At 46.4% G+C, this 26,838-nt stretch carries 24 protein-coding genes; 17 read left to right on the top strand and 7 right to left on the bottom strand.

The window, feature by feature from the left end:
- Positions 1–108 precede the first annotated feature (108 nt).
- The 13 genes from BUA17_RS09935 to BUA17_RS09875 all read left to right on the top strand — a co-directional run bounded on the left by BUA17_RS09935 (position 109) and on the right by BUA17_RS09875 (position 17,125).
- A complete protein-coding gene (locus BUA17_RS09935; RefSeq protein WP_063563179.1) occupies positions 109–1,881 on the top strand; it encodes an ABC transporter ATP-binding protein in 1,773 nt (590 codons plus the stop codon).
- Complete coding sequence (locus BUA17_RS09930; protein WP_072733385.1) at positions 1,878–3,728, top strand: ABC transporter ATP-binding protein; 1,851 nt, start codon at positions 1,878–1,880, stop codon at positions 3,726–3,728. The genes BUA17_RS09935 and BUA17_RS09930 overlap by 4 nt, the downstream gene beginning before the upstream one ends.
- A gap of 136 nt (positions 3,729–3,864) precedes the next feature.
- Positions 3,865–5,052, top strand: a complete 1,188-nt coding sequence (gene purT, locus BUA17_RS09925; protein WP_063563177.1) for a formate-dependent phosphoribosylglycinamide formyltransferase — start codon at positions 3,865–3,867, stop codon at positions 5,050–5,052.
- Complete coding sequence (locus tag BUA17_RS09920; protein WP_062328403.1) at positions 5,042–5,500, top strand: GNAT family N-acetyltransferase; 459 nt, start codon at positions 5,042–5,044, stop codon at positions 5,498–5,500. The genes purT and BUA17_RS09920 overlap by 11 nt, the downstream gene beginning before the upstream one ends.
- A 349-nt stretch (positions 5,501–5,849) precedes the next feature.
- A complete protein-coding gene (locus BUA17_RS09915; protein ID WP_139295636.1) occupies positions 5,850–6,668 on the top strand; it encodes a CAP domain-containing protein in 819 nt (272 codons plus the stop codon).
- Between the two features lie 247 nt (positions 6,669–6,915).
- Positions 6,916–7,782, top strand: coding sequence for a GDSL-type esterase/lipase family protein (locus BUA17_RS09910; protein ID WP_063563176.1), 867 nt, complete (start codon positions 6,916–6,918; stop codon positions 7,780–7,782).
- Positions 7,783–8,748, top strand: coding sequence for an ABC transporter ATP-binding protein (locus tag BUA17_RS09905; RefSeq protein ID WP_063563175.1), 966 nt, complete (start codon positions 7,783–7,785; stop codon positions 8,746–8,748). It abuts the gene before it with no gap.
- On the top strand, positions 8,741–9,730 hold the full coding sequence (locus BUA17_RS09900) for an ABC transporter permease (RefSeq protein WP_063563174.1): 990 nt from the start codon (positions 8,741–8,743) through the stop codon (positions 9,728–9,730). The genes BUA17_RS09905 and BUA17_RS09900 overlap by 8 nt, the downstream gene beginning before the upstream one ends.
- Positions 9,731–9,806: 76 nt before the next feature.
- Positions 9,807–11,786, top strand: a complete 1,980-nt coding sequence (parE, locus tag BUA17_RS09895) for a DNA topoisomerase IV subunit B (RefSeq protein ID WP_072733384.1) — start codon at positions 9,807–9,809, stop codon at positions 11,784–11,786.
- Positions 11,787–11,798: 12 nt separating this feature from the next.
- The gene (gene gyrA / locus BUA17_RS09890; RefSeq protein ID WP_072733383.1) at positions 11,799–14,261 is read left to right on the top strand and encodes a DNA gyrase subunit A; all 2,463 of its coding nucleotides are present in this window, start codon (positions 11,799–11,801) and stop codon (positions 14,259–14,261) included.
- A gap of 229 nt (positions 14,262–14,490) precedes the next feature.
- Positions 14,491–14,928: a MarR family winged helix-turn-helix transcriptional regulator gene (locus BUA17_RS09885; protein ID WP_063563171.1), complete on the top strand. Its 438-nt coding sequence runs from the start codon at positions 14,491–14,493 to the stop codon at positions 14,926–14,928.
- A 242-nt stretch (positions 14,929–15,170) separates the two neighbouring features.
- A complete protein-coding gene (locus BUA17_RS09880) occupies positions 15,171–15,617 on the top strand; it encodes a MarR family winged helix-turn-helix transcriptional regulator (RefSeq protein WP_063563170.1) in 447 nt (148 codons plus the stop codon).
- Entirely contained in the window at positions 15,614–17,125 is a 1,512-nt protein-coding gene (locus BUA17_RS09875) for a DHA2 family efflux MFS transporter permease subunit (protein ID WP_063563169.1), read from the top strand. Before BUA17_RS09880 ends, BUA17_RS09875 begins: the two co-directional genes overlap by 4 nt.
- A gap of 112 nt (positions 17,126–17,237) precedes the next feature.
- On the opposite strand, the gene BUA17_RS09870 is transcribed toward BUA17_RS09875, so the two are convergent.
- From BUA17_RS09870 to BUA17_RS09860, 3 genes are all read right to left on the bottom strand, one after another.
- On the bottom strand, positions 17,238–17,582 hold the full coding sequence (locus tag BUA17_RS09870; RefSeq protein WP_072733382.1) for an MGMT family protein: 345 nt from the start codon (positions 17,580–17,582) through the stop codon (positions 17,238–17,240).
- A gap of 119 nt (positions 17,583–17,701) precedes the next feature.
- Entirely contained in the window at positions 17,702–18,436 is a 735-nt protein-coding gene (locus BUA17_RS09865) for an RluA family pseudouridine synthase (protein ID WP_072733381.1), read from the bottom strand.
- Entirely contained in the window at positions 18,436–19,299 is an 864-nt protein-coding gene (locus tag BUA17_RS09860) for a class I SAM-dependent methyltransferase (protein ID WP_024630567.1), read from the bottom strand. Before BUA17_RS09860 ends, BUA17_RS09865 begins: the two co-directional genes overlap by 1 nt.
- A 262-nt stretch (positions 19,300–19,561) precedes the next feature.
- Between BUA17_RS09860 and BUA17_RS09855 the strand changes: the two genes are divergently transcribed.
- Genes BUA17_RS09855 through BUA17_RS09845 form a run of 3 tightly spaced genes read left to right on the top strand, consistent with a single transcriptional unit; the run spans position 19,562 to position 21,443 of the window.
- Positions 19,562–20,014, top strand: coding sequence for a flavodoxin (locus tag BUA17_RS09855; protein WP_064636952.1), 453 nt, complete (start codon positions 19,562–19,564; stop codon positions 20,012–20,014).
- Positions 20,015–20,020: 6 nt separating this feature from the next.
- On the top strand, positions 20,021–20,824 hold the full coding sequence (locus BUA17_RS09850; RefSeq protein WP_063563165.1) for a hypothetical protein: 804 nt from the start codon (positions 20,021–20,023) through the stop codon (positions 20,822–20,824).
- A gap of 52 nt (positions 20,825–20,876) precedes the next feature.
- On the top strand, positions 20,877–21,443 hold the full coding sequence (locus BUA17_RS09845; RefSeq protein WP_072733380.1) for a nitroreductase family protein: 567 nt from the start codon (positions 20,877–20,879) through the stop codon (positions 21,441–21,443).
- Between the two features lie 22 nt (positions 21,444–21,465).
- Here BUA17_RS09845 and BUA17_RS09840 read toward each other — a convergent pair whose 3' ends face one another.
- Both BUA17_RS09840 and BUA17_RS09835 read right to left on the bottom strand, forming a co-directional pair.
- Positions 21,466–22,923: a 4-hydroxyphenylacetate 3-hydroxylase family protein gene (locus BUA17_RS09840; RefSeq protein WP_072733379.1), complete on the bottom strand. Its 1,458-nt coding sequence runs from the start codon at positions 22,921–22,923 to the stop codon at positions 21,466–21,468.
- A gap of 203 nt (positions 22,924–23,126) precedes the next feature.
- On the bottom strand, positions 23,127–23,279 hold the full coding sequence (locus BUA17_RS09835; RefSeq protein WP_072733378.1) for a DUF1540 domain-containing protein: 153 nt from the start codon (positions 23,277–23,279) through the stop codon (positions 23,127–23,129).
- A 363-nt stretch (positions 23,280–23,642) separates the two neighbouring features.
- On the opposite strand from BUA17_RS09835, the gene BUA17_RS09830 reads away from it, so the two are divergent.
- Entirely contained in the window at positions 23,643–24,455 is an 813-nt protein-coding gene (locus BUA17_RS09830; protein ID WP_072733377.1) for an AAA family ATPase, read from the top strand.
- A gap of 163 nt (positions 24,456–24,618) precedes the next feature.
- Here the strand turns inward: BUA17_RS09830 and BUA17_RS09825 are convergent, their stop codons facing one another.
- Entirely contained in the window at positions 24,619–26,082 is a 1,464-nt protein-coding gene (locus tag BUA17_RS09825) for a HAMP domain-containing sensor histidine kinase (protein ID WP_063563161.1), read from the bottom strand.
- Entirely contained in the window at positions 26,067–26,753 is a 687-nt protein-coding gene (locus BUA17_RS09820; RefSeq protein ID WP_063563160.1) for a response regulator transcription factor, read from the bottom strand. Before BUA17_RS09820 ends, BUA17_RS09825 begins: the two co-directional genes overlap by 16 nt.
- Between the last annotated feature and the right edge of the window lie 85 nt (positions 26,754–26,838).

The raw sequence follows: 26,838 nt of genomic DNA, 5'->3' as shown, positions 1-26,838 counted from the left end.
GAAAGTAGCCTGAATATGGTCGCTTATTCGCTTTGCCGCGAAGGGGGGACGGTGATAAACTTCATAAATGTTCATACTGATTTTGAACGATATAAGAGGAGGAGAGACATGGATGTTCTCAGGCAATTGCAGATCTTTTTCTGGGAGAAGCGCTCGTATTTATTTTTATCGATCTTATGCCTCGCCATAGCGACCGCGCTTGGACTGGTGTATCCGAACATGCTAAGGATACTGATTGATGACGTCATCACTCCGCGCAATTTTGAAGACGTTCCCAAACTTGCTTTAACGGTATTAGGTGTCGTTATTTTGAAAGCGGGAATGCAATTTTTACACGGTCTTTTTGGAGGGCGTCTCGGAAACTTCTTGGCGTACCGACTTCGTAACGCTTGTTACGAAAAGCTTCAATTTTTATCCTTCCGGTATTACGACACGGCCAAAACGGGAGACTTGATGTCCCGCCTCACGGGAGATCTCGAAGCGATCCGTAACTTTATCGGATTTGGCTTCGCTCAAATTCTCAACATGGTTCTGATGGTCGTATTCGGCGCAATCATGATGATGACCATGAGTTGGAAGCTTACCTTGCTAACGCTCATATGTATTCCTCTGCTTGCCTTCGTTGCGCTGAGATTCGAATCCCGAATTCACCCTGCATTCCAAGAAATGCGGCTGGCACTCAGCTCTTTGACGACAGCAGTACAGGAGAATATTACAGGTGTGCGTACTGTAAAGTCATTTGCACGTGAGCCTCACGAAGTGGAGAAGTTTGCCGTCCGTAACGAGCGTTACAAAACGAACCAGATTCATGCAGCAACATTATGGAGTCAATACTTTCCGATCATGGAGATTCTCGCTTCGGTCAGCGTAGTTCTTCTGCTCCTCATTGGCGGAAACATGGTTATTCAGAAAACGTTAACACTCGGTGAACTCGTTGCCTTTTTCAGTTTGATCTGGTACATAATCGGTCCAATGTGGAACCTTGGCTTCCATATCAATAACTATACGCAATCCAAAGCATCGGGTGAACGGGTGTTGGAACTTTTGAATACGCCGGTAGATGTACAAGAGACAGAAGATCCGGTCATTGTAGAGGCTGATCAAGTCAAAGGGCATGTGGCCTTTGAATCCGTTACCTTTGCTTACGGCAATAAAATGCCGGCAGTGACCGATATTAACTTTGATGCGCCACCAGGCTCCGTCATTGGCTTCCTGGGAGGAACAGGCTCGGGTAAATCAACTATTATTCAGCTCCTGATGCGTGCATACAACGTGAACTCGGGCACCATCAAGCTGGACGGCAAGAATATTAAGGACATTGGAATTCGCAGCCTGCGGAGTCAGATTGCTTCTGTGTTCCAGGAAACGTTCCTGTTCTCTTCCAGCATTCGCAACAACATTTCATATGGACTCAAAAATGTAACCATGGATGAGATTATCCGTGCAGCCAAACTGGCCAAAGCACATGAGTTCATCATGGAATTCCCTGAAGGATACGATACGGTCGTCGGGGAGCGGGGAATGGGCTTGTCGGGAGGGCAAAAACAGCGGATTGCAATTGCTAGAGCTCTGCTGAAAAACCCGAAAATTCTCGTTCTGGATGATGCAACCAGTGCAGTCGACATGGAGACCGAACATGAAATTCAATCCGGATTCCAGGAAGTCATGCGTGGAAGAACGACGTTTATCATTGCGCATCGGATCTCTTCCCTGCGTCACGCAGATGAGATTCTGGTACTGGATGAAGGACGTGTCGTTCAACGTGGCACACACAAACGTCTCATTGAAGAGCCTGGACCTTACCGGGACGTATATGAGATTCAATACGCAGATTATATTGCCCGCGGTAAGCGGGAGGCTGGGGAGCAGGTGAATTCATGAGTGCCGAAACGGTAGCCGATAGGCGCGAGGTCAAAGAGACCTCTGATAAGAAAATGAATGAACGTTTTGTATATCAGGACGACGAAATAATTGAAAAACCGTTTAACTGGCGTGAGTTCGGACGTTTGTTCGCTTACATGAAACCTTATGCAAGACAACTCTTGCCACTCATTATTCTAATGATGATTTTGGGTACCATTACGAAATTGTCCGTTCCATTTTTGATCAGTTTGGCGATTGATAAAGCAATTGCACCTGCAACGGGTTTGCCAAGCTTGACGATGCTTTATATTATTGCTGGTTCTGTACTTGTGTTGTATCTGATTCAATGGGCGGCTAATACGTACCGAATCAAATTGACGAACATTATCGGGCAACGGGTCATTTACGATCTTCGCTCGGATTTGTTCAAACACATCCAGAAGCTGTCCTTTAACTTCTTTGACAAAAGACCTGCGGGCTCGGTATTGGTGCGTGTCACCAATGATATCAACTCCCTGCAGGATCTGTTCACCAACGGTGCGGTCAATGTCATGATTGACTGTGTGCAGTTGTTGGGGATTATCGTCATTTTGCTGCTGATCAACTGGAAACTGGGCCTCGCGGTCATTATTACGGTTCCGCTCATGTTTATTATTTCGACCAAACTGCGTGTGCTGATCCGCCGTGCCTGGCAGGATGTACGTATGAAGAACTCACGCATCAACTCCCATTTGAATGAATCCATTCAGGGGATTCGTGTGACTCAGGCCTATACGCAGGAAAAAGAAAACATGAAGTATTTTGACAACATGAATCTGTCGAGCAAAAAATCATGGGATAGAGCATCGGCCATGAACCAAGGCTTTGGTCCTCTGATTGAAATTACGGGCGGCTTCGGTACGTTAATCCTGTTCTGGTTTGGTGCTTATCTGATTCAAGAAGGGCAGCTGACAATCGGATTGCTCGTAGCTTTTGCCAACTATGTCGGCAACTTCTGGGACCCGATTAACCGTCTGGGACAGATGTACAATCAGTTGCTCGTTGCTATGGCTTCCTCCGAACGGATTTTTGAGTTTATGGATGAGGAGCCAAGTATTGCGGATAAACCTGGAGCCAAGCCGCTTGCTTCTATTAAAGGAGATATTGTATTCGACAATGTGGTGTTTGAATATGAGAAGGGCAGACAGGCGCTGAAGGGAATCAGTTTCGCTGCAGATGCCGGACAATCGATTGCACTTGTAGGTCATACGGGTTCAGGTAAAAGTACCATTATCAATCTCATCAGCCGATTCTATGACATATCAGGCGGACGTCTCACCATTGATGGTCAGGATGTAAGGGATGTAACGGTTGAAAGTCTGCGCAGCCAGATCAGTATTGTGTTGCAGGACACGTTTATCTTCTCTGGCACCATTCGGGATAATATTCGTTTTGGACGGCTTGATGCAACCAATGAAGAAGTGGAAGAAGCTGCGAAGGCAGTTAATGCCCATGAATTTATTATGAAGCTGCCGGGTGGATACGATACGGAAGTCGAAGAACGCGGGAATGTATTATCGATGGGACAGCGGCAATTGTTATCCTTTGCCCGTGCCTTGCTGGCTGACCCTCGAATCTTGATTTTGGATGAAGCAACTGCCAGCATCGACACCGAAACAGAGCTCAAAATTCAGGAGGCTTTGAAAGTGTTGCTGAAAGGAAGAACTTCCTTTATGGTGGCCCACCGTCTCTCCACGATCCGAAATGCGGATAACATTATCGTGCTGGATCATGGTGAAATCAAGGAAGAAGGAAACCATGAGCAACTTATCCAGAAACAAGGAGTTTATAATGGGTTAATAGAAGCTCAATACAGATTTTTGTAAAAATTGATCGAAAAAACACAAAAAATCTTGTAAAATTCACAAGAAAAATAGGGAGCACTCTTGCATTCTTTAACCAAAACCCCGAAAATAGAGAGATAGATATAGAAGATTTCTCTTTGGGAGGATTGGAAAGAACATGTGGGGTGCTCCATTTTCGGCTCAAGCCAAAAAAATGCTGCTATTGGGCAGCGGAGAATTGGGAAAAGAGGTCGTTATTGAGGCTCAACGACTGGGAGTAGAGACGATCGCTGTTGATCGTTACGAAAACGCACCTGCCATGCAGGTTGCACATCGGTCTTACTGCATCGACATGTTAAATGCCGAAGCTCTGAAACAATTGATCCGAAAGGAACAACCTCATTACATCGTACCTGAGATTGAAGCAATCGCAACAGAAGCTTTACTCGAGCTTGAGGAAGAAGGATTTTGTGTCGTTCCTACGGCCCGGGCTGCCCGTTTAACGATGGATCGCGAAGGCATCCGCCGTCTGGCAGCCGAACAATTGAACCTTCCGACAGCGGCCTATCTTTTTGCGGACAACCTGGAACAACTTCAGGAAGCTGTTCGTGAATTGGGTACACCATGCGTCATCAAACCACTAATGAGTTCTTCCGGTAAAGGGCAGAGTGTATGCCGTACATCGGATGACGTAGAGGATTGCTGGAACATTGCTCTTTCGGGAGCACGTGGCAAATCCGTACGTGTCATTGTGGAAAGCTTTGTGAAGTTTGACAGCGAAATTACGCTGCTCACTGTTAGATCTGTCTCAGGGACTGTATTTTGTCCTCCGATCGGTCATATTCAGAAAGATGGGGATTATGTCGAATCGTGGCAGCCTCATGCGATGACACCAGAGCAATGGGAACAAGCTTGTCATATTGCCAAGTTGGTTACGGATGAACTCGGTGGTTATGGACTGTTCGGGGTCGAATTATTCCTGACATCAGATGGAGTTGTGTTCAGCGAGGTATCGCCTCGTCCGCATGATACAGGCATGGTTACTATGGTAACGCAAGATAGTTCCGAGTTTGCGCTGCATGTGCGTGCAATTCTTGGTTTTCCGGTCACAGGTGTACATTTACTGACACCGGGAGCTTCAGCAACGCTGAAGGCTAATGATGAAACATCTGACTTTACTGTAGGCGGGATTGAAGAAGCACTGGCGCTTCCTCGTACTCAGGTTCGTGTATTTGGCAAACCTGAGACCAAAGTGGGACGCCGAATGGCCGTAGCATTAAGTGCCGGCCAAGATGTGGAAGAAGCTCGTAAAACAGCGGTACAAGCCGCTAATATGCTGAAAGTGGAGGTAAATCATGTCCAATAATGTTGAGGCCCCTGTACTGATGATCCGAGAGTGTGAACTGCGAGATGCTGAAGCGGTAACGGGACTGATGCGAGAGGTCAGCTATCCCACAACAGCCAATGTCATGAAAGAGCGCATTGAATGTTTGGAAAGCAATCCAAACGCATGCATGCTTGTTGCCGAAGTGGATGAACAGATTATTGGTGTGATTGGCTTGCAATGTGTGCAAAGTCATGCCTATCCGGAACCTGCCGCACAAATTACGTCCTTGATTGTAGGGCAAGAGCATCGTGGGGGCGGAATTGGCCGTCGTCTGATGGCTCGTGCCGAGGATTGGGGCAGACAGCAAGGTGGGAAACAATTGTTTGTCACCGGAGCGAACCGTGAAGTGACTTCAACAACCTATTCTTTCTACGAGCATATTGGTTTCCAGAAGAGAGGCTATCGTTTCAGTAAAGTCCTTCTATAGAAAAAGAGTTTTATTATATCGCGATCTTCACGTTTTTGGTGTGGTGAATGATAAATAGAAGATAAGTGGCATTCGGCAAGCATTTCTTGTCCGGATGCCATTTTTTTATGCCGTATTTTAAGCTTTATGGTTGGGGTTTTAGTTGATATACCAGTGTTTTAAGAGCAAGTTGCAGGATATGGTGCAATGTACTATAAACCGTCCACGCCCCTTTGAAACAGGGTTAAAAATGACAAAAAAGTTACTTTTCCATAATTTATGGGTTCACAATCTACTATTCAATTGATATACTCCTAGAGTATTAATTACAAAGTTGTCATAACTAATATTTCTAAGGAGATGAATGAATTTGAAGAAGAAATGGATGAAAACCGTGGTAACCAGCAGTCTGACAGCCGTACTCGCCGTAGGGGTTATGCTCCCTGCTTCCGCTTCTGCTGCAGATGCATCATATAAAACAACTACTAAAACTACAACGTTTAAGATTACGAGTGCGGATAGCTTAAAAGCGTACATTGAACAATGGCTGAAAGATAATGGTTACACTGTATCAACTGGCGAGGGGCAAACAACAGTAGAGAAGCCTGTAACACAACCTGATCAAACAACTAAACCTGATCAAACTACCAAACCTGCTCAACCGACAACACCTGCAAAACCCGTAACACCTGCAAAACCAACTCAAGAAGAGAAACCGGCAACTACACCAGCCAAAGATCCTTCAAATAGTGGAACTGGAACTGGAACGACTACGGGCAATACAGGCAATTCAAGCAACAGTGGTAGCGAGAGCACACAATCGGATTTTGCAGCTCAAGTAGTAAAACTTGTGAACGCTGAACGTGCCAAAGCTGGCCTGAGCGCATTGGCTTCCGACGCTCTTTTGGACAAAGTGGCTGTAGCCAAAGTTAAAGACATGAGCAACAACAATTATTTTGATCACCAATCACCGACTTATGGTTCTCCGTTTGACATGATGAAACAATTCGGAGTAACTTACAGCTATGCTGGCGAGAATATCGCAAAAGGGCAAAAAACACCTCAAGAGGTTGTTACAGCTTGGATGAATAGCGAAGGCCACCGTGCGAATATCCTAAGTAAAAACTTTACGAAAATTGGTGTTGGATTCTACAACGGATATTGGGCTCAAGAATTTATCGGTAACTAATTCATTTTATTGAAGAATATTTTGATTTTAGTTCAAAAAAAGGTTATGTCATCACAGCTCGAAGCTGTGCATGACATAGCTTTTTTTTGTAAAAGCATATTTGAAACTGAATTCTGCTTAATACAGCGGCAAAATTTGCAAATTAACGACAGAACATTTATGTTATTTAGAAAAAGCGTCATCTTAATGTAAAATCATTTTAAATTTTAAGCACCCGGCCAGGTGTACATGAGCGGAGATGTGATGAATGAAAAAAAGAAATCTTGATTCAGCGCCATGGATCTGGAGAACCATCAGTACAGTGTCCATATTAACAACATTGCTGCTGTTATTTGGATTTGGATACGCCATTAAAGACGTCATTTTTCCTGAGGGAGATGCCCAATTAGGTACAGGACAGCAGACAACGACACCTGCAAAGGATAGCGGGCAATCAACACCTGTGGTGAAAGATGGCAAAATTCGAATGGCTGTAATCGGTGATTCCCTGGCAAGAGGTACTGGGGATGATGAGGGGCTTGGTTTTGTAAGGCGGGCAGGTAATTTGCTTAAAGATCAGGGATATGATGTGCAAGTGCTTAACAATATGGGTGTGAACGGTTTGAGAACAGACGCATTGTTGAGCAAGCTAGATGAACAAGGCGTACGTTATGTCTTACAACAGTCCAACTTTATTCTGTTGTCGATCGGAGCCAATGATCTGTTCCAGGGTGGACAGGTTTTACAGGGAGAAGACGCGCCCACGGCAGAGACACTTGCTGCGGCATTACCGGAGACGTCGAAGCGTTTGCAGGAGATCTTGAAGAAAGTGAAAGAAATTAACCCTGATGCACAGATTGCCTACATAGGGCTATACAATCCGTTTGGGGATGTGAAAGAACTCAAAGAGCCAGGAAATGCGGTTGTAGCTGCATGGAACGATGCTGCAATGAAGGTTCTGAACAATGAGGACAAGATGACACTTGTACCTACATTTGATCTGTTTGAAAATCATCTGGGACAATATCTGTCGTCAGATCATTTTCATCCCAATGGAGAAGGCTACGAGCAAATTGCGGTTCGGATTGCACAGGAATATCAGGCAGAGACTCCAGCAGAAGGGAGCGGAAAATAAATGGCACAAGAACAGACTGATTCCGTATTGTCCGTGCAGCATCTGAAGAAAAAGATTGGACGCAAATGGATCATTAAGGATGTTACTTTTGACGTTAAACCAGGCGAAATTTTCGGTTTCCTGGGACCCAATGGTGCCGGGAAGACAACAACCATCCGGATGTTAGTTGATTTAATTAAACCGACAGAAGGTAAAATTCAAGTCTGTGGATATGATGTCAACCGTGATCCTGAAAGGGCCCTGAGATATGTGGGTTCCATTGTTGAAAACCCGGAAGTGTACACGTATTTGACCGGATGGGAAAATCTTGAGCATTTTGCCCGTATGCAGCCAGGCGTGGATAATGACCGTATTCAGGAAGTTGTAGATATTGTACGCCTCGATCAGCGGATTCATGATAAAGTAAGAACCTACTCTCTGGGGATGCGTCAACGACTTGGCATTGCACAGGCATTGCTTGGTCGCCCAAGGCTGCTGATTCTGGATGAGCCAACGAACGGACTTGATCCCAAAGGGATTAAGGAACTTCGCGTCTTTATCAAACAGCTTGCAAGTGAAGGCATGGCTGTATTCGTCAGCAGTCATTTGCTTAGTGAGATTCAACTTCTCTGTGACAGGGTGGCGATTATCAGTGCAGGGCGCGTGCTGGCAGTTGGCGGCGTCAATGAACTGATTGAAGACCATTCCAAATTGGCGATATGGCATGTTACTCCGCTGGAGGAAGGTAAAAAAATGCTGTTGAATGCAGGTGTTTCCTTGGTGGATCGGCCTGCTGATGTTATGGACGATACCATTGTTGCAGGGCTTGGTCCGAATGCTGTCGTTGCTGAAATGCATGAAGATCGAATTCCGGCCCTAGTCCAGCAAATGGTGCAAGCCGGAATTCAGGTTGAAGGAGTGCAGCGGATTCAGCCTACGCTGGAACAGCTATTCTTAAAAATGACAGAAGGTGAATCCATTGAGTAACATCATGCCGCTGATCCGAAACGAAACGATCAAAATGGTAAAGAAAAAACGTCTTTATATTATTTTTATCGTACTCGCGGTCCTGGTTCCGATGTTTACGTATGCCCAGATGAAATCTGCGGAAAATAATCGTGACAAGTTTGGCGGCGACTGGCGGCTTGAGCTGCAACAAGCCATTACGGATAATCAGAACTCGCTTGGCAGTGACCGGGTACCTGAAGAATACAAAAAGTACAGGACTGTGTACATCCAGCAAATGCAATACTATCTGGAGAATGACATCAATCCGAAGGAGCCTGGCGGTGTAACTTTTACGCGGGAATTCATGAATAACGCCGTTGGATTGTTTATACCACTGCTCATTATGGCGATTGCCTCGGATCTGGTATCCGGTGAGCGCACCACAGGTACGATTAAAATGCTTCTGACCCGTCCGGTCAAACGTTGGAAAGTGTTGCTGAGTAAGCTCATCACGTTGATTATGTTCGTGTCGATTATTGTGGTGTCGGCGTACGTCATCTGTTATGTCATTTCGGGAGCGGTATTCGGATATAAAGGTTTCGGTATGCCGATCTTTACCGGATTCAAGGTTGTGGGTACAGATGTCGATATGTCAGCAGTCCATGCAGTGGACCAGTGGTTGTATATGCTAATGCAGGCAGGGCTCATCTGGTTCGTCAGTATAATTGTGGCGATGCTTGCCTTCATGGTCTCTGTGCTAGTGCGAAGTACAGCAGCAAGTATTGTCATCATGATGGCAGCACTCATAGCAGGAACTATTCTCACCAGTATGGCCGCATCCTGGCAGTCAGCCAAATATTTGTTCATGGTTAACCTCGAACTTCCGAATTATTTGTCTGGCGGATTGCCACCAATCGAAGGGATGAATTTAGGTTTTTCCCTTATTGTGCTTAGTGTTTGGGGCATTGCTTCACTCTTTGTGTCATTCATTGTCTTTACGAAACGGGATATCTTGAATTAAAATGGACAAGGATAAGAAAACATCTGTTTGCATTTTAGGCATTTTTTTAGTTGCAAGTTAAGAAGGGGGAGCATGAATGGTCGAGCAAATCGATATGTCGGCAGGTTCGACAGGCGGAGGACAAGGGTCTTCAGGCTACGACGCGGACGACATTCAAGTACTTGAAGGACTGGTAGCGGTACGGAAACGGCCGGGGATGTACATCGGCAGCACCAGCTCTTCGGGTCTACATCATTTGGTATGGGAAATCGTGGATAACGCTGTCGACGAACATCTCGCCAAATTCTGCTCCAAAATCGATATCACGCTGCATAAGGACGGTTCTATTACGGTTCAGGATAACGGAAGGGGAATTCCGACAGGTATACATAAAACAGGGATTCCTACTCCCCAGGTCGTGTTTACGATTTTGCACGCAGGCGGAAAGTTCGGTGGATCAGGATACAAAAAATCAGGCGGTTTGCACGGTGTAGGTGCGTCAGTTACGAACGCATTGTCCGAATGGCTTGAAGTCGAGATTTTCCGTGATGGCAAGATTCATCGTCAACGATTCGAGTATTGGCAGGACAAAAAAGGCGTTGAGCATGTCGGAGAACCGGTGTCTGGTCTCGATGTATTGGGCAATACCAATCGAACGGGAACCAAAGTTACGTTTAAACCGGATATTCGCGTGTTCCAGAGCGGCATTCAATTTAATTATGATACACTGGCAGAACGTCTTCAGGAGATTGCTTTCCTGAACTCGGGGCTGAGAATTATGCTCAAGGACGAACGTTCAGGCAATCAGGATGAGTACATGTACGAAGGCGGAGCAAGCCAGTTTGTTGCTTTTCTTAACGAAAATAAAGATGTGCTGCATGATGTCATTCACTTCTATGCGGAGAAGGATGACATTGAGGTCGAAGTGGCGATCCAGTATAACGCGGGTTATACGGAAACGCTGGCGTCGTTCGTCAACTCGATTCCCACTAGAGGTGGCGGTACACATGAGACCGGATTCAGAGCAGCTTATACACGTGTGATGAATGATTACGCACGGCGTACCAGCATGATTAAGGAAAAAGATAAAAACCTTGAAGGTAATGATTTGCGTGAAGGCATGATGGCTGTCATCAGTGTCAAAATGTCGGAGGTCGAATTCGTAGGACAAACGAAGGATCAACTCGGTAGCGCTTCCGCGCGAAGCGCAGTGGATTCTGTCGTGTCCGAGAATATCCAGCGGTTTTTGGAAGAAAATCCGCAGGTTGCGCAAACGTTGATTCGCAAAGCGGTTCAGGCCTCCAGAGCCAGAGAAGCTGCACGCAAAGCACGTGATGAGATGCGGACGGGCAAAAAACGCAGCGAAAGCTCCAACCTCAATGGCAAGTTGACTCCGGCACAATCGAAGGATTTTACCCGGAATGAACTGTTTATCGTCGAAGGGGATTCCGCAGGCGGTTCAGCCAAACAGGGGCGTGACTCCAAGATCCAAGCGATACTCCCGCTTAAGGGGAAACCGCTCAATCCGGAAAAAGCGAAGTTGGCTGATATCCTCAAAAACGAAGAATACCGCGCCATTACATCGGCGATCGGGGCGGGTATTGGAACCGAATTCGCAGTTGAAGACAGCAATTATTCCAAAATCATAATTATGACGGATGCTGATACGGATGGTGCACATATTCAGGTACTATTGCTGACTTTCTTTTACCGCTACATGAAACCGTTAATTGATGCAGGAAAAATATATATTGCTCAGCCGCCGCTTTACAAACTCACGCGCAAATCCGGCAAAATGGCAAGTGTACGTTATGCCTGGACCGATGAAGAGCTGGCGAATTACATGAAAGAATTTGGAACCAATGTGGAGCTCCAACGTTATAAAGGGCTTGGCGAGATGAATCCGGATCAACTGTGGGAGACTACAATGAACCCGGAAACACGTGCATTGCTCAAGGTACAGATCGTTGATGCAGCGAAAGCGGAGCGTCGAGTATCTACGCTTATGGGTGATAAAGTTGATCCACGCAAACGCTGGATTGTAGAGAATGTCGACTTTACAGAGTACGAAGAATAGAAGGTGCTTGGAATGAGCCTATCAGAACAATTTATGCCGGCCTTTCTCGAAGAGGTCGTAGGTGACCGTTTCGGTCGCTACTCTAAATACATTATTCAGGACCGGGCCATTCCCGATGTACGGGATGGTTTGAAGCCTGTGCAGCGGCGTATTCTGTACGCCATGTACGATTCAGGAAATACGCCGGAGAAACCATATCGTAAGTCAGCCAAAACCGTTGGGGATGTCATGGGTAACTACCATCCTCACGGGGACTCCTCCATCTATGAAGGTATGGTGCGGATGGCACAGCCATGGAAAATGGGCCATATGCTCGTGGACGGTCATGGTAACTGGGGATCACAGGATGATGATCCGGCTGCAGCGATGCGTTATACAGAGGCCCGTTTGTCGTCCATCGCTATGGAGATGCTTCGCGACATCGAGAAACGGACTGTTCTGTTTAAGGATAATTTTGATAATACGGCCAAAGAACCGGTTGTATTACCATCGCGTTATCCGAACCTGCTGGTCAACGGCGTAAGTGGGATTTCCTCCGGGTTTGCAACGGAGATCCCTCCACATAATTTGCGTGAAACCATTGATGCTTGTATTGCCGTGATGGAGAAGCCGTCGATTGAACTGGACGAGATTATGATGTTTATCAAAGGTCCGGATTTTCCGACAGGCGGATTAATCATGGGCGGCGACGGAATTCTGGATGCATATCGCACAGGTAAAGGACGGATCTATCTCCGGTCCAAAACCGATATCGAGAATATGCGCGGTGGCAAACAGCAAATCGTCATTACCGAGATCCCTTATCAGGTCGTAAAATCCCGTCTGGTTACAGCGATGGAGAACATTCGGCTGGAGAAAAAGGTTGAAGGAATCGCCGAAGTACGGGATGAGAGTGGGCGTGAAGGCCTGCGAATCGTGGTTGAGTTGAAAAAAGAAGCGGATGCACAAGGTATTTTGGCTTATTTGCTGAAGAAAACCGACTTGCAGGTCACTTACAACTTCAACATGGTTGCGATTGTAAACAAAGCCCCTCAGCAATTGGGATTGAAATCAATCCTCGAGGCTTATATTGCCCATCAGCGTGAAGTTGTGACGTTCCGGACCCGCTTTGAGCTGGAGAAGGCGGAAGACCGTGCACATGTCTTGGAAGGTCTGGTAAAAGCTCTTAACATCCTTGATGAGGTCATTGCGGCTATTAAAGCTTCGAAGAACCGTCAGGATGCTCAAAATAACCTGATGTGGATGTTTGGTTTCTCCGAACGTCAGGCGGATTCCATTCTGACTTTGCAATTATACCGATTGACTAATCTGGAGATTACTTCTCTGGAAAAGGAACTTGGCGAACTGATGAAGAAAATCGCGCAATTACGTTCCATTCTGGATAGTGACCGCAAGCTGATCGGAGTCATTCGTAAAGAACTGATGGAGATTCGTGAGAAATACGGAATTGATCGTCGCTCAGCCATTCAAGGCGAAGTAGAAGAACTCAAGGTTAATCTGGAAGTGCTGGTGAACGCGGAAGATGTATTTGTCACATTGTCCAAAGAGGGATACATCAAGCGTACAGGCATGCAATCATTCACACGATCCGGCGGGGAACGTAACGCAAGTGGTGTGAAGGAAGGCGATTATATCGCTCAGATCCTTGAAGTGAACACGCTTGAGAATTTGCTGGTATTTACGAAGAAAGGCCAGTATTTCCTGTTACCTGTGCATCAGGTACCGGAATTCAAGTGGAAAGATCCGGGGACGGCGATCGTCAACGTTATTCCTCTGGCAAAAGATGATCGAATCTCAAGTGTGCTTGCCGTTAAATCCTTCGAAGAGCCGGATCACAGTCTGGTCTTTGTGACTCGCAAAGGACAGGTTAAACGTACCGAGCTGAAGGAATACGTCACCAAGCGTTCCGGCGCAGTAGCCGCATGCAAAGTCGGCAAGGATGATGAGGTATTATCCGTTCATCTAAGTACTGGTGGCAAGGACATCATGCTGATCACCAAAGAAGCCATGGCCATCCGTTTCCGTGAGGATGAAGTAAATCCGATGGGTCGTGTGTCTGGAGGCGTACGTGGTATTCAGTTAAAAGAAACAGATGAAGTCGTATCTGTTCTGTGGGTGGAAGGCGATGAAGGCGAGGTTGCTATATTGTCTGACTTGGGTTATGGCAAACGCTCGTTACTGCTGGATTATGCTCTGCAGAGCCGTGGCGGCAAAGGACTGGCAACATTTGAATTCAAGGAAGGCAAACGGGTAAAACCGAACGGTAGCCGAATTGCCGGAGCGTTCTATTGTCGGGAACAACGGAATGTAACGGTGATGACCAAGGAAGGTCAAACACATCACATTTCTTCCGAAGCTGTACCTATTACTGAACGGAAACATATTGGTAAATTGCTTGTGCATGTGGATAAACAGGATGAAATTGTGGAGCTTATCATGGATCTCACAGAGAATCAGGCAGCTTCTTCCTCCTAATAAGGATTCAATAAAGACTCTTTGCAGAGCAGGGAAACCTGTCATGTGAGGAGTCTTATTTTGTTGTTCAAACGCGGATTGAAAGAGGACCTCCATGCGAAGTTTAACAACCTTCGTCGATTACGGTCGATCGCTGGGAAATTGAAAAAAGGCAGCAGGAATGCGGCTTTGAAGGGCGAAAACTTAAGCAGGTGAAGTGATAACCGGTTGCAGAGAGGAGCGATTCAAGATGTATAATTCCGATTTTGCCAAGTGCTGGTCGAGGCTGACTAAGGACTACAAGCTGCATATGGATCATGAGCTGGCACCCTCGTTAACAGAGGCGCAGCTGGCCGTACTGGAGGTTCTTGAGGATCACGAGAAGATGAAACCATCCGATCTGATCCCTTTTCTGGCTACAACACCCGCAGCAGTAACGATGTTGTTGGATCGTATGGAAAAAAACGGACTGATTCGCCGGGATCGGGATGATCAGGATCGACGAATTGTATGGGTATCCTTATCTGATAAGGGACGCATGGAGACCGAACGGGGAATCACGATTCGTAATGAATTTATGAATTCGGTGCTCAGCAACATTTCAATGCATAACCAGCAGTTGCTGGTTTATCTATTAGGCAAAATGACGACACCAAAAACAAAAGAGCATGCCTTGTCCACATCTTAAAGACGATGGACGCACGAATAATAGTAACCATGGAACTCTTGCTGAAAAGGCAGGAGGGCTGTGGTTATTTTTTATTGATGTGTACTTTAAAGAGTTTTGCCTGCTTTGGATAGGTAAGAATAATCTCTAAAATTTTATATGTAAAGAGTTGACTATGTAAATATTTTTGTTATAATAAGTAATTGTTCCCCTGATATTTCGTGTACGAAATATTATATTCCATAAGTAAAAAGGGTGAATTAATGTCTGACACATACGAAGTATTCTACATTATTAATTCGTTTCGGCAGGTCAATCAACTGCTCTTCCGGGCATTCTGGAATGAAAACAAGGAAATTGAGCTCACTTCGATTCAATTTATGGTGTTATCCATTTTGAAGGAGCGCCCTTCGATTGGTATCAATGAAGTGGCTGATCTCTGTCATATGGGCAGCAGCTCCATGAGCGCTGTGGTGGAGCGTCTGGTCAAGGGTGAGTACATTGTTCGAACGCGATCCGACTCGGACCGTCGATCTGTAAAGCTTCAGATTACGGACAAAGGGGAACAGGCTCAGGAGGAAACACACCGTTTGTGGATGGAGCGAGTGTCACCTATTCTGGATATCCCGAAGGAAGACCTTGAGCACCTGCTAAGAATTCATAATCAAATGATTGAAAAGTTAGAAGGAAGAGAGATGAACAACCAATGAGTACTACTGCAGCAGCAGCGCCATCCTCAGCGATGGACAACATTAGGAAAGGCCCGATTGTGGCCGCATTGTTAATCGGTGCATTCGTCGCCTTCCTGAACCAAACTTTGATGAACGTAGCTCTTCCTAAAATTATGGAGGACCTCGGCATCGGAGCGAACAAAGCACAATGGTTGACTACGGGTTATATGCTCGTCAATGGTGTGTTGATTCCGGTTACGGCGTATCTGATCGCTAAATTCTCCACACGTCAAATTTTTATTACAGCCATGACGCTATTTACATTAGGAACCTTGGTCTGTGGTTTAAGTCCGAACTTTGCTATCCTGATGGTAGGTCGTGTTATTCAAGCGGCAGGTGCAGGTATCCTGATGCCTCTGATGACGGTTGTATTCTTGACGATCTTCCCTATTGAGAAGCGTGGTCAGGCGATGGGTACAATGGGGATCGCGATGATTCTCGCTCCGGCCATTGGACCAACATTGTCAGGTTATGTGGTTGAGCATTATTCCTGGAGACTGTTGTTCTATATCATTTTGCCATTCTCCGTTATTGCAACTGCAATCGGTATTGCGTTTGTCAAAAATGTAACACGTCAATCCAAACCTAAATTGGACTATCCAGGTGTTATTTTATCCACACTCGGTTTTGGTAGCTTGCTGTACGGCTTCAGTGATGCGGGTACAGACGGATGGGGCAGTGCAATTGTAATTGCTTGTCTGGTCGTAGGGGCGTTATCCCTGATTCTGTTCGTGATTAGACAGATGACAACCGATCATCCACTCTTGGAGTTCCGTATTTTCAAATACAACATGTATACATTAACAACGATCATTAACATGCTCGTTACGATGGCGATGTTTGCAGGTATGATTTTGCTTCCGATTTTCCTGCAAAATATTCGTGGATTCTCACCGATTGAATCCGGTTTGCTGATGATGCCGGGCGCCATCTTGATGGGGATTATGTCTCCAATCACAGGTCGCATCTTCGATAAAGTCGGAGCGCGATGGTTGTCCGTTGCCGGTCTTGCAATTACCGCTATCACAACTTGGGGGCTCAGCCGCCTGTCGATCGACACTACTTATGGTTACATGATGTTTATCTACACAGCTCGTATGTTCGGTATGTCGATGTTGATGATGCCAATTCAAACAGCGGGTCTGAATCAGCTGCCACAGCGTCTGAATGCGCATGGTACAGCGATGTCCAACACACTGCGTACGGTTGCGGGTGCGATTGGTACAGCGATTCTCGTTACGATTATGAGTAGCAAGTTGAAATCCCATCTGGCAGATACCTTGGCTACAGGCCAAATCGCTACAGATGATAAGGCTGCAATGCTTCGTGCTACCGCAGATGCAACCATCTACGGGGTAAACTATGCTTTTATTATAGCGACCGCAATGACAGTCGTTGCTCTGGTTCTGGCCTTCTTCATCCGTAAAACAAAACCGGCTACTGAACATGTAACAACTGAGCAACAGAAAGTGAATGCAACAGCATAAATCAACCTAGATTACTGTTATTATTCATTCAATAAAGGTCTTATATATACAAAAGAGAGTTCAGGCAGATCACACTGCTTGAACTCTCTTTTTGTTTTGCCTTGTTTTGACGTTATTCTTCATCGGCTGATGAATCAAAGAGGAAGGTAGGACCAGGATCATGACCAAAGAGTCTAAGGTTGATACTCCCATCCATCTGAAATTCAACACCCTCGCTAATAAGCTCCGTCTCCTGCATCAGGCGTGAATGCTCGTCGGGAATGGCTATCAGACCTTTGGCATTGACGACGCGGTGCCAGGGAAGCCGCTCCTTCCGGCTCATGGAGTGCAGAATGCGCACAACCTGTCGGGCAGCTCTCGGGCTGCCTGCATGAGCGGCAATCTGTCCATAGGTCATGACTTTTCCCTCAGGGATTGCTGCGATGATGGCGACGACCTGCTTCGTAAAAGGTGTCATAGTAGGTCTTCCTTTCCATTGGAGTAAAAAAACCGCGCCATTCAGATAAGGAATCTGGATGACACGGTTTACGGTCAGATTTGACCTGATCCTGTGAATGATTATTTTAAATATATCAATTAATGTTCGGCTTTAAATGCTTTATCGTACACAGCAGCCGGCCACTCTGCCCATGGAAATTCACGGGGAGGCAGGGACTGCAGCACAATTTCTTCCTTCGTTACCGGGTGGGGAAAAGCAGCGATGGCAGACCATAGAGCAATTTGCTGTCCAGGTTTATTCACACCTGCACCGTACTTTTGATCTCCGAACAGCGGGCAGCCGATTTCTTTCATTTGGACCCGAATCTGATGAGATCTGCCTGTGTGCAACTCAATGTGAACCAGGCTGTAACGGTCGGTTTCGCCGATGACCTGGTAATCCAAAACAGCATCTTTACCACCAGCTGTACCCTTAGGCACAACGGTGACGGTATTGGTACGCGCATCTTTCAGCAGCGTGTGTTTTAACGTCCCGTGTTGTGCAGGCAGCTTGCCATGTACAACAGCCGCATATATTTTGCGGAAATGACGTCCCCGGACCGTCTCGGATAATCTTGAAGCCGCCTTCGATGTTTTGGCAAAAATCATGGCACCACCAACGGGGCGGTCAAGACGATGTACTAATCCGAGATAAACGTTGCCAGGTTTGTTATAGCGTTCTTTCAAATCCTGTTTCAGCAGTGTAAGCAAATCCGGATCACCTGATGCATCTTCCTGGGTAGGTACATTGACCGGTTTCGTAATGCCTAACAGATGATTGTCCTCAAACAGAATCGGAATATTTCCCGTTGTTTGCGAATGTTCGGACATCATCAGGACTCCCAGCGGCCCAAGATGCCGCATGGCAGATCCAGACCACTACGGGTAATGGGAAGACCAATTTCACCTGCTGTAATTTGACCGCCGTATTGGGCAGACATCGTCATTGTAAGCATGTTGCGCAGAACGGTAGACGAAATACCGGTTGTATAGGAATTGACCAGCATGAATAATGGGTTATCGGACAAAATTTCCATACAGGATTTAAGGAAAGGATAGAGGTTCTCTTCCAGCTTCCATGTTTCTCCGTTAGGGCCACGGCCATAGGAAGGCGGGTCCATAATAATCGCGTCATACCGATTGCCGCGACGTTGTTCGCGCTGTACGAATTTGAATACATCATCTGTAATGAAACGAACAGGACGATCCGCGAGGCCAGATAATTGAACATTTTCTTTGGCCCACTGTACCATGCCTTTAGCTGCATCCACGTGCACAACTGAAGCACCGGCATAAGCAGCAGCAACTGTTGCACCGCCTGTATAGGCAAACAGGTTTAGTACAGAGATGGGACGACCTGCCCCAGCAATTTTATCCATCATCCAGCTCCAGTTGGCGGCTTGTTCAGGGAACAGACCGGTATGCTTGAAGCTGGTTGGTTTAATATGAAATTTCAGGTTCTCATATCCGATGGTCCAGCGTTCCGGGATCGGTTTTTTCATATCCCAGCTGCCGCCGCCCGAAGAACTGCGGTGATAATGGCCGTGAACCTGGCGCCATTCATTGGTTTCTTTTTCAAGGGGCCAAATGATCTGTGGATCGGGTCTACGCAAAATCACATCGCCCCAACGCTCCAGCTTTTCGCCGCCTCCTGTATCGATTACTTCATAGTCCTTCCAGTTCTTTGCTACGTACATAATGATTTATCCATCCTTCAAAAGTCATTTGGATACTATTGTACAACAAAAAAGGGCCTGTACGCCAGTTGTGGTAGGCGCCTGAAAGGGTGCAGTGCCTAATATGGTGTTGAATTTGGTCCATCACCATATACTGAAATGGAAACCAATTGAAAATTTAATTTGACAATGATAATCATTATCACATATGATTTTGATAAATTCAAATGTTACTTCTTCAGGAACAGTATGACATGATCAATAAAAAGTGAGGGAAAAATAGATGGCTAAATTGTTAGTGGCTTATGCAAGTATGACAGGAAATACGGAAGAGATTGCGGAACTGATCGTCGAAGGAATTAAACAAGGTGGGCATGAAGTGGATCTCAAGTCCGTAACGGATTGCAATGCAGCTGATGTGCTTGATTATGACGGGTTTCTCATTGGAGTATACACGTGGGGAGACGGTGAACTGCCGGATGAATTCCTCGATTTTTACGAAGAGCTGGATGAGCTTGATCTGAGTGGCAAACGGGCAGCGGTGTTCGGAAGCGGGGATACTTCTTACGAGCAGTACTGCGGAGCCGTAGATCTCGCGGCAGCGAAGCTGGTGGAACGTGGGGCGGAGGTATCTCCAGAGATGCTGAAGATTGAATACAGTCCGATGGAGCAGGAGAAGGACACGTGCCGTGACTTTGGCAAACGTTTTGCTGCTGCCGGATTACAGGTGTCCTAAGAACTCATGTTAAGACATAATGTTCAGGCAGCTCTGCAGCCGGGAATGTCAGACGCCCCGGTACGGCTGCTTGAAGATTACAGATTGGAAGAGATGCTGCGCAGCCCGCATCGGTTCATCCGCCCGGAACCGGAGGCTGAACAGCGCTCTCCGCTGCAATGGAGACACCGTGTACAATATGCAGTCAGCCATGCAGTTAATGCTTTTTACAGTATGGACCCGGAAGTCCGCAAAGAGGTGCCTGTACAGTATTTACTCGAAAAGTGGTGGCCTAGAAAGGCAACCGGATTCGAATCAGTACTTCATTACTGGGATATAAAAAACAAAATTACCGATGAATTATCCCTTGCAATTGCAATGAACGATGATCTGAAGCATCCGACCATTCTGTTTGAACAATGGCGAACGGAGCTTCCTACCTTGTCGATGCATCTGTCCATGATCTTCCAGGCGGCCTGGCAGCCAGAGGGCTGGGATTCGCTTCTCATCCAAAAATATATGGTTGTCCATGATCCAAACGTGGTTGAGGCGTTCCAGCATATGGTGAGCGTGTTCTGCTGGGAAGCATTTGGCAAGCTGCCAGGTATGATCGAAATCTATTGTTTGCTTGAAGGTCGCAAGATTCGATATATCCCGGGACGACAGTCGCTTATCCGTTCGATGGATTATATTCGATTGATTCGTGACAGCATTCCGAGCGCAGAGAAGGTGGAATCTGATCAATTTACGGTTCAGGACAAAGCCAGAGTTCATGAAGAGGTTGATCGGTGGAGAAGTGAGACTGAACCGAAAAAAAACTGGTTGATGTAAAGAATGACAAGGGATGTTGTGAACTATCGTGCAGATTAAGGAGGGATGAGCCATGTCTACCGGTTTGAGACAAGATGCAGCAAGCGGCAAGAAACGTACAGGAACTTGTGAATTCAGCCCGTTGCCTGTACCACAGTCGGTTATAAGACGGTTGCTGGATGAAGCAGATCCATCTTTATATGTGATAAGTTCAGAGCCTTGGCGGTTTATGTTGTTCGCGAATGAAGGACGTCAACTGTATCTGGAGGCGGTCAGACAGAGTTACCCACCACATTTGGCAGATCGTTACGGAGACTGGGCTACATATCAATATACAGAAGCTATTCCGGCACATCTGGTTGTTGTCGCCCCTTCAAGTGCCAGGGAGGACCATTTATTGCCTGCAAAAGCCTGGAGCAAACGTTTTTGCATCCTGGCAGCGGAACAAGGTTTGAATGCCGTCTGGAAGATCAATGATTATCAACAGCATCCCGTGTTTATGAATTTGATGGGTTTAACGCGTGAGGAAAAGGTATTGGGTGTATTCCACATCGGTTACGGAGACCAGTCTGCACTTCGGGACACCGACGCAGGCAGACCAGCCTCTGAACTGATGACGGTCTACGACCATCTGGTTTAAACGAGGGGATCATCCCTCATTCTTATTTGCCGGTCTTGGCAATAAAATTGCGTACGAGTTGACGATACGATTGATCTGCTGAGCTTGCTGAATACATCCGATTCGACACAGTGATCGTGTTGCCAAAAAAGAACCGTTCGAACTGGGTCTGTCTGCCTCCGAATGATCCTGCTCCAAGCTCCCAGATTAGGCGGAACAATGCTGTGCGTTCCTGAGATACCATGTCGGTTCCTCTCAGGTACGTATCCAGATGCGGCGCGATTTCGGAGCGGAATTCTTCTTCCTGAGGCACCATAATTACGCCGCTGGAACCCAAGAGCTGCAAAATTTCAATCATCTCTGGATACAGTTTGGGAAATAAAAGGTTTGCTGCCATTAACGGTTTGGAGGCAGGTATTATAAATCCCCGTCCATCTTCCATAGCACCAGCTTCTGCTGCCAGAGCCAGTGCTTTTAACGTTTCAAGACCCGCGAGTACCCTGGCTGTTTTCTCTACCACATGCGTTTCAGCAGCTTGGTCGAGCGTGTCAGCGAGTAACTGAATGGTGCCCAGAACAAATTCCGTTTTGGCAATATACCGGCATACGACCTGATGTCCTGCGTGAATGTGAAAATGGCTTCCGCTAAAGAGGCGGCCAGACATTTCCTCATTACCGGCGAAGAATATCCGTTCATGAGGAACAAGCACATGATCAAAAATGACGATGTTGTCCATCTCTTCATATCTGGAACTGAGTGGATAGTTGAAATTAGATTCGGCTGCGTAGGTATCCCGGCAGATCAGGCTAATTCCAGGCAAGTCATTCGGTACAGCAAAGGCAAAGGCGAACGGATTTTCATCTTCGAACGGTGCCGGTGAAGGGGAAGGATACACCAGGATTTCGTCTGACGTGGCGGCCTGAGTGGCCATCATGAATGCACCATTGATGATCAGACCTTCTTCAGTGCGATCAACCACTTTGGCGGCAATGGCATCTTCGGTCGCGTCCAATAGTCCCGAAATTTTACTGGCATGAGGCTGGATGAATGCATGGGAGAGGGTAATATCATTATCCCGGCAGTAGGCATAGTAGTTTCTCAAATTTTCGGCGTATTGTGGCGATACTTCCTCAAGAATATCTGCTCCAGTATAAAAGGCCATAATTGCTGTGTTCATATAATCGGGTGATCGTCCCAAAAAACCATGGTGAGTCCCTGACCAAATATTCATTGCTTCTCGACGTCTGCGCAAGTCCTCCACACTGGTTGGAGGCAGAAAGGACATACCTACTGGTTTTCCGTCAGCAGGAGATGCATAAGTCATCGTATCGATTAAATGTGGATCGGACTGAAGATCGTACAACTTCGCTTGTGTTTCCATCAAACCTGCAAACGCAAAATGTTCAGAACGTTTTCCGGTAATAAGCTCCCCTTTGTACCAGCAGGGGACTGTCTGGGCATCGATACGTTCGATATACTGTTTGCCACTTTTTACGGGCATCGTTACTCACCTCTATAATCTATTCGTTCATGGGCAGTTTGACTGCTCTCGTAGTGTACGTTAATAGGCAGTCCAATGTGCATGTAGAGAGGGGAGTTCAGATTTTGCAGAAAAGAGCTTGATAATAATTATCATTCTTGTTACAATAGAAAAAGAAAAAGGAACCGCGAAGGCTCCTTTAACTTGAACAAACTGAATTTTTATTATTTTACTTCAAATGTTTTGCAATCCGTTTCAGCGGATTCACTTACTTTTTTGGAACTGTGACTCACGATGTAGATTGAAGATGCATTACATTTGTTCTCTTGAGCCCAGTGACGACATGAATTAACCTCACATAATACGTCTTTTGCCATGATTGATAACCTCGCTTTGATTGGATTACATTCGTTGGTATAAAAGAACTTCCGGAAATGGCAAGTTGCCGCTTGCAAATCTGGAAAAATTTTGTGCTCTCTCGAGTAAATAGAGGGCTTTTTTTCGTTATACACAACGATGCATATTTAGAATAGCAAATTTTGCTTCCTCTTGCAACAAATTGGACGGGACCTTACGCAAAATGATGGACAAGTCACGGAAACTTTGCAAAGAGGCCGTCTTATGTTATTATTTAATAGTAATAATTACGATTAAAAGATCGTTAAATATGGAGGAGAATGAATCGATAGCATTTAACTTGGATGATCCCCTGAGACATAGAAGAAGGTGAACGATCAACGATGAGCAAAACCAACCATGTAAACCGGATACCCCGAGCGAAAGGCATCGATATGGCCTCTTTTTATTCACCGAAAGAGTGTGGACGCAAGGCAAAGCATATTGTATTCTCCGCAGACAATGAACGGGTTGTGGAGGAGTTTATTACGATTCTCGGTATGAAAGATCAGTTTGCAGAACATGATGTGCCAATGCCGAACAAAATGGTGATGTTTGGTCCTCCGGGTACAGGCAAAACATTAACTGCTTTTCATCTTGCACACCGACTTCAGCTTCCCCTGGTTCTTGTAAGACTCGATGCCATTATACACAGCCACCTTGGGGAGACGGGAAGCAATGTCCGTAAACTATTCGAATATGCACGGGCTAACCCCTGTGTGCTATTTCTAGATGAATTTGATGCCGTAGGTCGTACGCGTGAAAGTAATGATGAGGTTAAAGAGATGGCTCGTGTCGTCAATACATTGTTGCAATGCCTGGACGAATTCGAAGGAGACAGCATTCTGGTTGCTGCTACGAATCTGGAGACCCAGCTGGATCATGCGATATGGCGGCGATTTGATACCAAAATGACTTATGGGATGCCGGATGAATCGAGCCGTAGATTATATATTAGCAAGTTGATGGGGCAGTTTGAGCAGGAGAGCCGACTGGAAGAATTCACGTGTGAACGCCTCACAGGATGCAGTTATGCCGATGTAGAGCAGATTGTCTTAAAAGCTAAACGGAAAGCCATTATTGCCAACATCCCATTACATGAGCAATTCATTAATGATGCGTATGCAGAATATAAGCCGCGGGTACTGGCCACATAGCTTGTATATGAATATCAGCAAACACTCTCACATAATGAATAGCCCGGTTCCTATGAAGGAATGTCGGGCTATTCGATATTTCAGCAATTTACTTGGGCCGTTTGCTCATGGTTCTTTGGCAGATGAAGAAAGCCCGTTTATGAGATGCAGACATCGTGTCCTGCTAAGCGTTAGCCGTTGCGCGGTAAGATGGTTCTATCTCTGTTTTTTCAGGACCAGACCATCGTGGCAAAGTTAAGGTGAAAAGGCTGCCTTCAGGACTGCTGGAGGTCAGGGACAGCTCCCCTCCCTGGGCTCGAGCAAGCAAGCGGCTATAGGTCAGTCCCAGACCTAGTCCACGGGTACGGCGTTTTTTGATCTCGCCACGGTAGAAACGTTCGAAGATCTTGGGTTGATCGTCTTTGGTGATACCCGTACCGTTATCCTGCACATTAACAAACAGGTTGTCCTCCTCCGCACGCAAACGGATATGAAAGACGGCAGCATGGTCGGAAGCGGCTGCTTGCAGTCCGTTATTGAGCAGGTTGACAATGATCTGCTGAATCCGAAGGGTATCACCGATGGTATAGAGCGTACCCGAAGGTGTATGCAATTCAATTTCGGGAGACTTGTCCTCATAAGCGATTTTCCACTGATAGATAATCTCACCCACCAGCAAATTCAGATCTATGCGTTCCCGACGAACAGCAACACTTCCAGCGCTCATCGCATTGTAATCCAGCAGGTCAGCGACCATACGTTCCATACGTTCGGATTCTTTGAGTGCGATGTCCAGAAATTCCTTTGCTTCCTCCGGACTAACGATATCATCCCGGACAGCCATCACGAGCCCTTTAATGGACGTTACCGGCGTTTTCAATTCATGGGTTACCCCAGCAAGTGACAGGGCACGCCATTCCTCCAATTGCTGCAAACGAATGGACATCTCGCGAAAAGATTCAACGAGTTCATTCATCTCCCGTTCCCGTGTATTCAGATCCAAATTGACTTCATAGTTTCCGTTTCGAATCTGCTCCGCGGCGTGGGCGACCTGGCGAATAGGCTTGGAGAGCTTGCGGGACAGGAGGTAGATTGTAAACCAACCACACAGGATTAAAGCAACGAAAAGGATGCACACCACCAGCATCGTTTCCGGATTGTATGCAATGGACTTTTTGGATTGCATGACCCACACTTTACCGAGCGTCTGATCGTCATCTGTGACGTTAACCGTAACCCCGGCGAATTTATTGTTTCTTGGTTCGCGCAGGTCGTCAGACAGCCGATAATACACATCCTGCTGCGTCATTTTTGGTTTGGAATAAATCAATTGATTATTGTTGTCGAGCACCATAATACAAAAGTAATTATCTGTATTGAAAAGCTTGGTACGTTTGTCCACCAGTCTGTCAAGATCCGGGGGAATATACAGTTTGTTTTCTGTGCCAGTTACCTTCTCGGCGATTTCCAGACCTAATAGTTGGGCCGTTTTGAGACCTTTCTCAATGGAAGTGGTTCTGATCCAGTAAAGTGCCCCTGCAACAATAATGGTAAAGCCGATGCAGAGGATTAGAAAATAACGAAGCGTCCAGTAAGACAGAATGGATGTTTTACGTTTCGGTGTATTTCGTTTTAGTTGGCGATCCAAAATTGATACCCCATTCCCCGTAAAGTCCGGATTTCTCCCGTTTCCGGTAGCCAGTGAGATAACGCCTGACGCAGCCGTTTGATCGACAGGTCCACAGCCCGATCACTTCCGTCATAGTCCATGCCCCATACCTGTTCGATCAGATGGTCTCGGGTAAATGTGCGGTTGGGGTATTCCGATAGAAACAGGAGCAGGGACAAATCACGTGGTGTCAGTGCAACCTCGGCGCCGTTCAAAAGTACCTGTTTGGCAGCCAGGTCAATGACCAGATTGCCAAAGTAACGTTTGCCCTCACCTTCGGCTGTCCAGTGTGGGTTGCGGCGAAGCACAGCATTGACTCTGGCGACCACTTCCTCGGGCACAAAGGGTTTGCTCATATAATCGTCCGCACCGGCATTCAGCCCATTCAGTCGGTCCTGAATATCATCCAGTGCGGTTAGCATGATGACGGGACAAGCACTTTTTTCGCGGATGATTCGCAGCAGATCCCAACCGTCCATTCCGGGCAGCATCACATCCAGCAAAACCAAGGAAGGAACATCCGCATCAAATTGAGTTAAAGCAGTGGGTCCATCCGCTACATGACGAACATCGAATCCCGCTTTTCGAAGATAGGCAGCCAGCACACGGGCGATAGCTTGTTCATCTTCGACGATGAGTATGGATTTCAAGAAGGTGTCTCCTTTCACTTCAGAAGCTTGTGTACTGATTTTACATGAGCGGAAGCACAATGCCAATGAGGCAATTATTTTCAGA

This window comes from Paenibacillus sp. ov031, from assembly GCF_900143165.1.
Classification (GTDB): Bacteria; Bacillota; Bacilli; order Paenibacillales; family Paenibacillaceae; genus Paenibacillus; species Paenibacillus marchantiae.
This window is presented reverse-complemented; position numbering and strand designations above follow the sequence as displayed.